The sequence below is a fragment of the Acinetobacter radioresistens DSM 6976 = NBRC 102413 = CIP 103788 genome, assembly GCF_006757745.1.
GTDB lineage: Bacteria > Pseudomonadota > Gammaproteobacteria > Pseudomonadales > Moraxellaceae > Acinetobacter > Acinetobacter radioresistens.
The window spans coordinates 2,797,650-2,810,172 of sequence record NZ_AP019740.1; the positions used below are offsets into that span (position 1 = coordinate 2,797,650).

Genomic DNA, 12,523 nt, shown 5'->3' on the forward strand with positions numbered 1-12,523 from the left:
CTGCTTTTTTAAAGCTTTATCTTTTCAACCATTTTAACTTGTGTTAAAACACAGTATAAACACATACTCAAATTAGAGTAATTACTCTAAATATTATTTTTAGATTCAATCACTTAACTCTGGATTTTTCCTGTCATTTCGTTAAGATAAAAACCGACTGAGCCCCTTGGCCTATTGCAGGTCATGGCTATAACATATTTAAAAAAAATTATATTTATTTTGCCTCAGCAAATTTTCAGCCAGGAAGATCTACGTGAACAACAAATTAGAGAAACTTTTCAAAGACAAGGTAAATGGCAAGGTAGCACTCATCACCGGTGCTTCCAGTGGAATTGGCCTAACTACAGCCAAGAAACTTGCTCAAGCGGGTGCACATGTGCTGCTGGTTGCCCGTACTGAATCTACCTTGCAAGAAGTTCAGGCCGAAATTGAAGCAGAAGGTGGAAAAGCAACTATTTTCCCATGTGATTTAAATGATCTGGATGCTATTGATGCATGTTCCCAGAAAATTCTGGCGTCTGTAGACCATATTGATATCCTGATTAATAATGCTGGACGTTCTATTCGCCGTGCCGTCCATGAATCAATTGACCGCTTTCATGACTTTGAGCGTACCATGCAGCTGAATTATTTCGGTGCAATCCGTCTGATTCTAAATATATTGCCGCAAATGATGCAGCGTCGTGACGGACAGATTATTAATATCAGTTCAATTGGTGTGCTGGCTAATGCAACCCGTTTTTCTGCTTATGTGGCTTCTAAAGCCGCGCTAGATGCTTTTAGCCGCTGTCTGTCAGCAGAAGTGCATTCACACAAGATTGCAATCACTTCAATTTATATGCCTCTGGTGCGCACGCCCATGATTGCACCGACCAAAATTTATCGTTATGTCCCTACGCTGTCGCCTGAGCAGGCAGCTGATCTGATTGCCTATGCCATTATCAAGCGTCCGAAACGCTTGGCTACGCATCTTGGCCGTTTGGCATCCATTACTTATTCGATTGCTCCTGAAATCAACAATATGTTTATGTCAATTGGCTTTAATCTGTTTCCAAGTTCCAGCGCATCAGTGGGTAAACAGGAAAAACTTAACTGGGTTCAACGCGCTTATGCCCGTATTTTTCCAGGTGAACACTGGTAAATATAATTACTTTATCAATAAAAATGCCTCCTATTCTGGAGGCATTTTGCTAGTTTCTTTTATTCCAGAAAATTGACCCGACCGGTCTGCACATCATAAATTGCTCCCACAATGGCTATTTCTCCACGTTCAAGCATCTCTTTTAAGACAGAGCTGTGGTTAACAATATACTGGATATTGTAATGAACATTCAGGGTAGTTACCTGATCAATAAAAGGCCGGTTCAGCTCACGCGGCTGCATAATATCGTAAGCGCTCTGAACCGAATGCATTAGCGGCCCCAAGATATACTGAATATACGGCATTTCTTTAATATCAGAAATACTTTTATGCTGTAACCGCAGCTGGCAGGCACTAGTTACTGCTCCGCAGTCAGTATGGCCCAGCACCACAACTACTTTTGAACCCTTAGCCTGACAGGCAAACTCAAGAGAGCCTATGACTTTCTGTCCGGCCACATTTCCTGCAATACGCAGGCTGAATAAATCCCCAATTCCGACATCGAACAGCATCTCTGTAGGAGCTCTTGAGTCCATACAGCCGAGTACGGCAGCAATCGGATGTTGACCCTGATCAGCAGTGACCCGGATCTGCCGGTAAATATCACGTTGTAAACGTTCATTTTTCACAAAGCGCTCATTTCCTTCCTTAAGCAAGTTCAGTACTTGGGCAGGTGTCAGTTGCTGCTGCAAATCGCGAGTACTGATATCAATATCTAGTACTGCGTCATCCAGTTCATGATAATGCTGTTTGAATCCGATTAGTTTTAAATCAATCTTGCGTTTAATGGCAGTTTCATTCTGATACTCCTGAATAACTTGATAAATATCTGGATCGATTGAATCGGACTGAGTCGCATCCAGAATTAACTGCTCATCTTTATGAACATGTTCGAGAGCTGAAATGAGTGCTGAACGGTTTAAAAAAGTAACCTGTGAAGGCAGTTCAATCCGTGTAACAATACCGTGCAAATGCTTTTCCTTATATACACGTACGCCCTTATTCAAATTACCGTATAGGATAAAAGCACTACTGACCAATAATCCAATTAGAATTCCAGTGAGCAGATCTGTGAGTAAAATCGCAACTAATGTGATAATAAAAGGCAAAAACTGTTTCCAGCCCTGCTGATAAAGCTTTTTAAAGAGTTTTGGATGGGTAAGTTTAAAACCCGTTAAAATTAAAATCGCAGCTAGAGCTGATAAAGGAATCATATTCATCAATGGCACAAAAAACATCACTGCCAGTAGCAGGAAAATGCCATGAATAATGGTCGAACATTTACTGCGTGCGCCAGAATTGGCATTGACGGAGCTACGTACAATTACCGACGTAATTGGCATACCTCCAATTAAACCGGAAACAATATTGCCTGTGCCTTGTGCCCATAACTCGCGGTTCGGTGGTGATGAACGTTTTTGTGGATCAAGTTTGTCTGCCGCTTCGAGATTCAGAAGTGTTTCCAGAGAAGCGACTACCGCAAGGGTAATAGCTCCGGTGTAAATCAGTGGTTCTGCTAAATAGCCAAAATCCGGGAAAATCAGTACATCTCTTGGAGCTTCCAGTAAATTAGGTAACTGAATCAAGTTATGATTCTGAACTGCCAAAGGAGAACCCATCGACATTAAAATAAAATTTAATAGCGCAGCGGCAACCACAGCTACCAGTGCCGATGGCAGAACCAGTTTTTTAAGAGGACTACTGTCCCAAGCCAGAATTAAAAATAGACTGAGCAGACCAATCAGTGCTGCGCCTTTATCAAGGGAGCTAAAATTTGAAAAAAATGTTCCAGACCAAACTGCTGACCATGAGAAATCATGGATACCCAATAAATAAGGTAATTGGGTTGCTATCAGAATTACGCCAATTGCTGCGAGCAGCCCTAAAATAACGTTATTGGGAATAAAATTAGCAAAAAAACCTAGCTTGAATAGACCAAAGCCAATTTGAAGTAAACCGGCAAAAATAATACACAATAAAAAAGCGGCATAATTGCCGCTTAATTGATCCAGTTGTACCAGAATGACTGCCGTGAGCCCGGCCGCCGGGCCTGCCACACTGATGTGTGAGCCACTCAACACCCCGACGACAATTCCGCCTACAATCCCCGCAATAATACCGGAAATAATGGGTGCACCTGAGGCTAAAGCTATACCTAAACACAAGGGTAATGCGACCAGAAAAACGACAAGTCCAGAGAGTATATCTTTTAAATAAAAGGGTTTTCTCAAATTTAAAACTGACATAAAACAACCGTTTGGAATAAAAATTAGAATCGACTTCGAGGTCAGATGTAACACTAACATCGATGTTTTTATAAAAAGCGAGTTGATATTGTCTGACAATCTTTCTGAATTAAAGCCTGATTATGCTACTATAATGTGTGATTTTTACACTATTTTATTTAACTTTTATCTAACTCTGCCTTATGCTTGCTAGAGTTGGATTTTTTTCATCTTACTTTTTCATTTTAAGGTTTCGAAACCGCAATCCATTAAAAATTGATACGTAGAATTATAATATTTCGCTGGCCGGGTCCAGTCGGCCTGCTCTATTTCAGGCACATAAATTACCATGCCTTGTCGCGCGCGAGTCAATAAAACCCGATACGCATTTAGCAAGTATTTTTGCTTGGCTTCATTTTTAATTTTCTGCCATGTACTACCTTTGAAAGCCTGATACTTCCACTCCTGATCAAAATAAAAATTAATATCCCAAGCAACACAGGTATAGTCAATTTCCAGACCCTGTATATCAAATTCGGTAGCGACCTCTTCTAGGTAATATGAAGAGCGTACATCTGTATCTAGATTTAGAAACCAATGTTCAGGAGTAATTTTACTTTTAATATCTATTCCATCTGCTCTTAAACGCTTTGCCCCAGAGCTTGCTACAATACCGTAACGCTCCGATCCTTTTGCCCTGGTTTTTAACCATTGCTTAGCTTGCTTCAAATTTCTGCTCAATACGACAGGATAATCAGAACTGATCTCTGAATAGAGCTGTTGAGCAGCCTGAGAATTCCCCTCTAAAATATATTGAATTAATTGTGATACCCGCTCACTTCTAAATGAACGTACAGAGACAGCTAAATGTAAATCCTGTTCATTAATGCCTGTAGTTTGTAGCCAGTTCCTATGTTCTGTAGAGTCCAAATAAACGCTGTCTTCTAATATCTTTTCGGAATAATAAATTTGCCACTCAGAAAACTTCTGTTTCAAGGCTTCTAACCATTCAGTAACGCCAGCTTCTCCTGTATTGATTTCTTGACCACCACCGATTAAACAGACTACAACACACCAATCTATATGCCGGTTCATCACATTGATCAAAAACTCGGGTTCAGACATAGTAAAATTATCAATTCCCTTTTTGAGTTTCATAAAATTGGAAACCTGTTCTTTTTGCCAGGCCCGCTGCGCCTCATCAAAAACCACTACCTGCTCAACAGGTATTTCTGTAGAGCGTAAATAATAATCTCGAAAATGATGAATATTCTGTATAAACGCTTTTGCTGAACGCTCTGCCGCTAGACGACTTTTTGACAGGCCCTGCAATTTAAAATTTTTTACTGTATCGCGCACCAATGCTTCACGTAATACATCGACCAATGGCCCATTACCTGAAAGAAAAACAGCATGCTCTGTCTGATCCTTTTTCAATCGCTGATTCGCAATATTTAGACCAGCAAGCGTTTTGCCTGCACCCGGTACCCCGGTTAAAAAGCAGATCGACTTTATGTTATTCTGCTTGGAGTATTCAATGATTTCCTCAATCTTATTAGAGGTAATTTCAAGATTAATCGTACCTGCATCACTACGAGAAATCTCTTGGACTTGATGGCCTTTATATAAAGCTTGTGCTGCTTCAATAATTGTCGGTGTCGGTTTGTAGGGAGCTTCCAGCCAAGATTGGGTATTAATGACTGAATTATGAGAAAATTGCTGAATAATTTCAGAAAATATCTCTCCAAAATTTTCTGCATTACAGCATGCTACCTCATTTAATGAGGCTATTTCCTCCCAATTCTGCCTAGTTTCTGCTGCCTGTGTAGCCACCAAAACTGGAATTACTTTCTGATTATGACTACCTGCATGAAAATTAAGTAAGTCCAAACAGTAATCAATTACTTGTATTTGTGCTGAGTGACTGTATTGCGTATCTCCCACTTTGAATTCAATGACCAAAATTAAATCTTGAATGATCAAAATATTATCTACACGTTTCCCCATACGTGGAATATGAAATTCAAAAAAGATCTCGCCTTGATCAAGTATACAAAGAGCTCTCTTTAAAATCGTAATTTGCTTAAGCCATGCACTTTTTTGTAATTCATCAAGACTGAACTCATGCTGATAAGCCAGTGAACCTAATATAGCCTCTTCATTTTCATTCCTGAATTCTAAAAAATTATTCTGGTAGTAACTTTGTGCAAGACCCATTCTTTTTAGCCAAACTTTCTTCAATTTATTTTAGATAAAAAAGAAAACCTCCCACTTGGGAGGTTTCCGTTTACTTCGCAGAGATTATTTAGATCCTTTAATACCTGCTTGCAATAATAAAGCGCCTAATCCGCCAATTTTCTGTTCCTGCGGTTTAGCTGCCTGTGGTTTCTTCCCTTGTGAGCGTTCACCTTGCGGACGGGCATGTTGAGGACGTTTACCTTGTGGCTTACGCTCAGGACGCTGCTCCTGATTTTGTTCACGACGCGGACGTGGTGATGTTTTTACCGGCGCAGCAGCACCCTCAGGTCGCATAGAAAGATTAACGCGATTACGCTCTGCATCGACCTGAATCACACGTACCTGTACGATTTGTCCCGGCTTTACAATCTTGTGCGGATCTGAAACAAATTCGTTTGCCAATTCTGAAATATGTACCAGTCCATCTTGGTGTACGCCAATATCAACAAAAGCGCCAAAGTTAGTAACATTGGTTACCACGCCTTCCAGTTGCATACCTTCAGTCAGCTGTTTTACATCAGTAATATCATCACGGAACTTGGCAGTACGGAATTCAGGGCGCGGATCACGACCCGGTTTTTCCAGTTCGGCCAATACATCCTGGATAGTAGGCAGACCAAACTTGTCATCAATAAACTGGTTAGGGTCTACCTGACGAATAATTTCACTATTTCCAATAATATCTTTTACAGTAGTGGCTTTGGCTTCAACAATTTTCTCAACCAGACCATAACTTTCCGGATGAACAGAAGATGCATCTAATGGCTGATTACCTTCTTGAATACGCAGGAAGCCAGCTGCCTGTTCAAATGTACGATCGCCCAAACGGGGAACTTTTTTCAAGTCCTGACGGTTGTCGAAGCGACCGTTCTCTTTACGGTATTCTACAATTTGTTGGGCAATTGCTTTATTTAAACCAGCAATATAACCTAAAATTGCAGAAGAGGCGGTATTAACGTCTACGCCCACCGCATTTACACAATCTTCAACTACCGCATCTAACGTTTTTGCAAGACCGGCCTGATTTACATCATGCTGATACTGCCCCACGCCGATTGATTTCGGATCAATTTTAACTAGCTCAGCCAGTGGGTCCTGTAATCGACGGGCAATAGATACTGCTCCACGAATAGACACATCCAGTTCAGGCAATTCCTGAGAAGCCAGCTCACTCGCTGAATAGACTGACGCACCGGCTTCACTTACAGTCACACGGGTCAGTTTTAGATCCGGGTTGGCTGCCATCATTTCAGCCACTACAGCTTCAGTCTCGCGGCTGGCTGTACCATTACCAATTGCAATCAGTTCAATATCAAATTCACGGCACAAACGCGCAAGTTCGGCCACTGAACCTTCTTTATCTTCTTTTGGAGCAAACGGATAAATCGTACTATGGGCGAGTACATCACCTGACTCATTCACTACTGCCAGTTTTACGCCAGTACGTATACCCGGGTCTACGCCCAATGTACGTCGGCTACCTGCCGGTGCAGACAAGAGTAAATGACGCAGGTTTTCTGCAAAGACCTGCATAGCTTCATTTTCAGCAGCTAAACGCTTTTCGGTCAGTAATGAATGCTCAACCTGTGGACGTACTTTACCCATCCAGAACAGTTTTGCAGTTTGCTTGAGAAAATCCTGACGTGTCTGTGGCTGAATTTGATCCAACTGATATTCAACCTCAATACGCTGAATCGCCGGATCATTTTCACCATCAACTTTAAGGCCCAGCACATTTTCCTGACGTCCGCGCAACATGGCCAGTAAACGATGTGAAGGGACTTTGTTCAAATTTTCTGAAAATTCAAAATAGTCACGGAATTTTTTGCCAACTTCTTTCTTCTCTTCACTTGCTACTGCACTTTTCAAAACGGCAGTTTTTGCAAAGTTGGCTTTAAGCTCAGCCGTCAGCGCAATATTCTGTGCCCACTCATCAATAATAATATGCTGAATGGCATCCAGCTGGCTTTCCAGGTCTGGGTACTCTTCATGCGAGAACCCTGCAAGTGCTTCACTCGGGTCAACCTGTTCAGCCAATATTTTCTCAGCAACCGGCCCTAAACCAGCTTCTCTTGCCTTGAAAGATTTGCTGGTCCGTTTTGGACGATAAGGTGCATAAATTTCTTCAAGAGCATTTTTGGTTTCGACGGCCTCGACCCGGGCCAGCAAGTCATCGCTTAATTTATTCTGTTCTTTCAGCGATTCGATGACTTTAGCGCGTCGCTCATTTAAATCACGTAAATAGGATAAACGCGTATCAAGCTGACGTAGCTGCGTATCGTCTAAGCCTTGTGTCACTTCTTTACGGTAACGGGCAATAAAAGGAACACTGGCACCTTCATCTATAAGCTTGATGGCAGCTTCAACCTGATCTGGACGTACGGCAAGCTCGCTTGCCAGCTGCTGAACTAAGTCAGTCATCGTGTTTGATTCCACAAGGATAAATACTAAAAGCTGTGATTATAAAGACCAAGGCCATAAAATCTACTATTGTTTTATCTAAATTACACATCAGCAATAATGCTAATTTAGTGAAGTTCCATGGTTTTTATGCAATTTTACGACAAAATTCCCGTAAATTGCCAAGATCTGGCCGTTCCTGTTTATTTTTTACCTGTATATATTTGGTATCTATGTCTTGATTTTTACTGCAATATTTGGTGCTTTAGAGCATAGTAAAACTCATTGTAAGCATCGTATACTCAATACTGTATATGGGTCTGATCACGATGACAATAAACAATAAAGGAGCACATCATGAGTCTAGTTGTACCTGCTGAACATACAGATGCTGTACAAGCCGATACAGATCGCGTTGAACGTATCCTCGTGGTCGATGATGATGTGCGTTTGCGTACTCTGTTACAACGTTTTTTGGAAGATAAAGGCTTTGTTGTTAAAACTGCACACGATGCTACCCAGATGGATCGTCTGCTACAACGTGAACTGTTTTCACTGATTGTACTCGACTTTATGTTGCCAGTTGAAGATGGCTTGAGTATTTGCCGTCGTTTACGACAGTCCAATATTGATATTCCAATTATTATGCTGACCGCGCGTGGCAGTGATTCTGACCGCATTGCCGGTCTTGAGGCAGGTGCAGATGATTATCTGCCTAAACCATTTAATCCAAACGAACTTCTTGCCCGTATCCGGGCAGTTCTGCGTCGCCAGGTCCGTGAAGTACCTGGTGCTCCTAGTCAGCAGGTAGAGGTCGTAAGTTTCGGACCATGGTCTCTAGATTTATCGACCCGTACGCTGACACGTGAAGGTCAGGTGGTCACTTTAACCACTGGTGAATTTGCAGTACTTAAGGCATTGGTTCAGCATCCACGTGAGCCACTAACACGTGACAAACTGATGAATCTGGCGCGCGGTCGTGAGTGGGGCGCTATGGAGCGTTCAATTGATGTTCAGGTGTCTCGCCTGCGTCGTCTGATTGAAGAAAATCCGGCACGTGCACGTTATATTCAGACAGTCTGGGGCGTAGGTTACGTTTTTGTACCAGATGGCGCTGAATAACCCGTTTATTTTATGATCGGAATTATCCTAATGATTTGTACATGCCATTCACTACTGGGAGGTTTTATATCTGCCAATAAAGTGAATGGCTAGTTCGTATAAGAATGCTTAAAAAACCGTATTGTCTATGGCCTTTGAGCCAAGACAAGCCGCTAAAATTCTGTCATAAAATTACAGTCTGAGTATAAAATACACTTATAGGAATCCAGAGTGAAACTCGACCCTATTGATCCGCAAGAATTTACTGACTATGTAGCTTATTCAGAGAAAAAACGCACCCGTGGGGAACGTTTCCTGGACAAGATCAAGCCACGCTCCGCAGCAATGCGTACTACAGTTCTGGTCGGTTTTGTGGTGCTGTTCAGTCTGGTCATGTCACTCTGGTTTTTCTGGCGTACTTTATATTTACCTGAAATTCAGCAACATGCCCGTTATCTGGCTGTTGAGCTTGAAATTATTAACAACCCCAAACTGCGTATCTTCCATGACAATGTTGAAATGGATATAGATACCTGGCTCAAAAATCGGGTCGGAATTGAATATGTCACTGACCCTAAAGAGTATCCCAATGTTCGGGAAAAGGTGATCGCCGAATTCTTTACTAACCATATTGAAGAAAAGCTGGCTAGAGAGTTAAAAGTCGATAATGTTACGGTGTATTTCCAGTTTAAGCCAAGCCCAAGAATCTGGATACAGACCCCCGAAATGCACGGAAACTGGGTCCGTGAACCATTAAAAACTTATGCCAACTATAGCCCTGAACTGATTTTTGGTTGGCTGCTCGGTGTTCCAATTATTGCATCTATTATTATTTTGACATTGGTTCGGCAGTTAAATCGCCCCTTACGTCGGCTGCAAAATGCGGCAAACCAGTACAGCAAAACCGGGAAGGCACCTTATCTAGAAACTAATCATGGTCCACTAGAAATCCGTCAGGTAAATCAGGCCTTTAATCATATGGTTTATACACTGGAGCAGACAGAGCGCGAGCGGATGATCATGCTAGCAGGTATTTCACATGATTTACGTACACCGTTGACCCGAATTCGTCTGACTGCTGAAATGTTACCGGATGAATTCCTGCGTGAAGGGCTGATTTATGACGTTGACGATATGGATGCAATTTTGAATCAGTTTATCTCCTATATGCGTGATGGCTCTGACGAAGAATTAAAAGACACCAATATCAACATCTTGCTACAGGAATTGATTGTACAGTTCAAACCGCTAGATATTCGTTTTGAAGCACAGGATGTTCCTATCATTCCAGCACGTAGCCTGTCATTGAAACGCCTGATTGGCAACCTGATCAATAATGCCAAGCGTTATGGTGCTGAACCAATCGAACTCTCTGCCTATACAGAAAATGACCGGATTATCATCAAGGTAGCAGATCATGGCGAAGGGATTCCAGAAGACCAGATTCAGGATCTGATGCAACCTTTTGTGCGTGGAGACTCCGCCCGTACCGTACAAGGTAGTGGTTTGGGCTTAGCAATTGTCAAACGTATTGTTGATATCCATCAAGGTGAGCTTAAAATCCATAATCGTCCTGAAGGCGGATTAGAAGCTATTATCTCACTGCTGATACCTAAAGAGAAAACTGAAGAAAACAGTAGTCATAATCCGCTAGAAAAGATCAAGCAAAGTCTAAGTGACCGTTTTTAATCATGATTAAATTTTAGACATTTGAATTTTACAATTATCTTAGCCTTTAAAAATATTTATTTAAAAAATAGTAGTTTAAAAAGCATCAAAAATATTTATACCTTCATTTTCTGAAAAAATTAGACCTTAGCCTAACAGGCATGCACAATTTGTTTTTTGGGCGGTACAATCCGTCTAGTTTCGAGCATATTGAGAGTAAACCATGTCTTTAGATCGTATTCGATTAGCCTCCCTTCATGACAAAGTAATCAGTGCAGATCAAGCTGCCGAGTTCATCCAAGATGGCATGACTATCGGTATGAGTGGCTTTACTCGTGCAGGTGAAGCCAAAGCAATTCCTCAGGCACTGGTAAAACGTGCCAAGCAGCATCCTTTAAAAATCTCCCTAATTACCGGTGCAAGCTTGGGTAACGATCTGGACAAACAGATGACTGAAGCTGGTGTGCTGGCTCGTCGCATGCCATTTCAGGTAGATAACACACTGCGCCGTGCGATCAACAATGGCGAAGTAATGTTTATTGACCAGCATTTGTCTGAAACTGTAGAACAGATGCGTAACCTGCAGCTTAAACGCCCGGATATTGCAGTTATTGAAGCAGTTGCAATTACTAAAGATGGCCATATTGTGCCAACAACTTCTGTAGGTAACTCTGCAAGCTTTGCTATTTTTGCAGAAAAAGTCATTATTGAAATTAACACTTCAGTAAGTGAAGAATTTGAAGGTCTGCATGACATTTATATTCCGACTTACCGTCCAACCCGTACACCAGTACCTTTAACTCAGGTAGATGACCGTATCGGTTCAACTGCGATTCCAATTGATCCTGCAAAAATCGTTGGTATTGTATTTAATGAAACACCAGATTCTCCATCTACAGTAACACCACCAGATGTGGAAACTCAGGCAATTGCCAATCATTTGATTAATTTCTTTGAAAAAGAAGTTGCTGATGGCCGTTTACCGAAAAATTTGGGCCCTTTGCAAGCAGGTATCGGCTCAATTGCCAATGCTGTACTGACCGGCTTTAAAGATTCAAACTTTGAAGATCTAGTGATGTATTCAGAAGTATTACAAGACTGTACTTTTGAGCTGATCGATGCCGGTAAAATGAAATTTGCTTCTGGCTGTTCAATGACATTGTCTACCCAGTGTGGTGAGCGTGTTTTCGGCAACCTGGAAGCATATAAAGACAAGTTTGTATTACGTCCACAAGAAATTTCAAACCACCCTGAACTGGTACGCCGTTTAGGTATTATTGGTATTAACACTGCGCTTGAGTTTGATATTTACGGTAATGTGAATTCTACCCATGTTTGTGGCACCAAGATGATGAATGGTATTGGTGGTTCAGGTGACTTTGCCCGTAATGCACACTTGGCAATTTTTGTAACCAAATCGATTGCAAAAGGGGGCGATATTTCTTCAATCGTTCCAATGGTATCTCATGTTGACCATACCGAACACGATGTTGATATTCTGGTTACAGAACAGGGTCTAGCTGACCTTCGTGGACTGGCTCCACGTGAGCGTGCTCGTGTAATTATCGAGAACTGTGTACACCCACTTTATAAAGATGCCTTGAACGACTATTTTGATCGTTCAACTGCTAAAGGTGGCCATACACCACATCTGCTTCGTGAAGCGCTGCAATGGCATATTAACTTTGAAGAAAATGGACATATGCTGGCTGTTGAGCCTGCAGTAAAAACTGCTTAATAGCATTCAGTT

The 12,523-nt window shown here is 41.7% G+C and carries 7 protein-coding genes; 4 read left to right on the forward strand and 3 right to left on the reverse strand.

What is annotated here, in order from left to right:
* Positions 1 to 253: 253 nt before the first annotated feature.
* Positions 254 to 1,141, forward strand: coding sequence for an SDR family NAD(P)-dependent oxidoreductase (locus tag ACRAD_RS13235; protein WP_005018003.1), 888 nt, complete (start codon positions 254 to 256; stop codon positions 1,139 to 1,141).
* Between the two features lie 59 nt (positions 1,142 to 1,200).
* Here the strand turns inward: ACRAD_RS13235 and ACRAD_RS13240 are convergent, their stop codons facing one another.
* From ACRAD_RS13240 to ACRAD_RS13250, 3 genes are all read right to left on the reverse strand, one after another.
* Positions 1,201 to 3,387, reverse strand: a complete 2,187-nt coding sequence (locus ACRAD_RS13240) for a SulP family inorganic anion transporter (RefSeq protein WP_010699886.1) — start codon at positions 3,385 to 3,387, stop codon at positions 1,201 to 1,203.
* Positions 3,388 to 3,606: 219 nt separating this feature from the next.
* Entirely contained in the window at positions 3,607 to 5,583 is a 1,977-nt protein-coding gene (locus ACRAD_RS13245; RefSeq protein WP_005024177.1) for a DUF2075 domain-containing protein, read from the reverse strand.
* Between the two features lie 84 nt (positions 5,584 to 5,667).
* Positions 5,668 to 8,025, reverse strand: coding sequence for a Tex family protein (locus ACRAD_RS13250; RefSeq protein WP_005024174.1), 2,358 nt, complete (start codon positions 8,023 to 8,025; stop codon positions 5,668 to 5,670).
* A 336-nt stretch (positions 8,026 to 8,361) separates the two neighbouring features.
* On the opposite strand from ACRAD_RS13250, the gene ompR reads away from it, so the two are divergent.
* The 3 genes from ompR (at position 8,362) to ACRAD_RS13265 (ending at position 12,511) form a co-directional block, all read left to right on the forward strand.
* Entirely contained in the window at positions 8,362 to 9,126 is a 765-nt protein-coding gene (gene ompR, locus ACRAD_RS13255; protein ID WP_005017991.1) for an osmolarity response regulator transcription factor OmpR, read from the forward strand.
* Positions 9,127 to 9,336: 210 nt separating this feature from the next.
* Positions 9,337 to 10,794 (forward strand): ATP-binding protein, encoded by a 1,458-nt coding sequence (locus ACRAD_RS13260; RefSeq protein ID WP_005017989.1) that lies wholly within the window; start codon positions 9,337 to 9,339, stop codon positions 10,792 to 10,794.
* Positions 10,795 to 10,996: 202 nt separating this feature from the next.
* Positions 10,997 to 12,511, forward strand: coding sequence for an acetyl-CoA hydrolase/transferase family protein (locus ACRAD_RS13265; RefSeq protein WP_005024171.1), 1,515 nt, complete (start codon positions 10,997 to 10,999; stop codon positions 12,509 to 12,511).
* Positions 12,512 to 12,523: the final 12 nt, after the last annotated feature.

Bases quoted from the DNA above. Each gene is read 5' to 3' on its own strand.
- ACRAD_RS13245 (WP_005024177.1), bottom strand. From the start codon at position 5,583: ATGGGTCTTGCACAAAGTTACTACCAGAATAATTTTTTAGAATTCAGG.
- ompR (WP_005017991.1), top strand. From the start codon at position 8,362: ATGAGTCTAGTTGTACCTGCTGAACATACAGATGCTGTACAAGCCGAT.
- ACRAD_RS13250 (WP_005024174.1), bottom strand. From the start codon at position 8,025: ATGACTGACTTAGTTCAGCAGCTGGCAAGCGAGCTTGCCGTACGTCCA.
- ACRAD_RS13265 (WP_005024171.1), top strand. From the start codon at position 10,997: ATGTCTTTAGATCGTATTCGATTAGCCTCCCTTCATGACAAAGTAATC.
- ACRAD_RS13240 (WP_010699886.1), bottom strand. From the start codon at position 3,387: ATGTCAGTTTTAAATTTGAGAAAACCCTTTTATTTAAAAGATATACTC.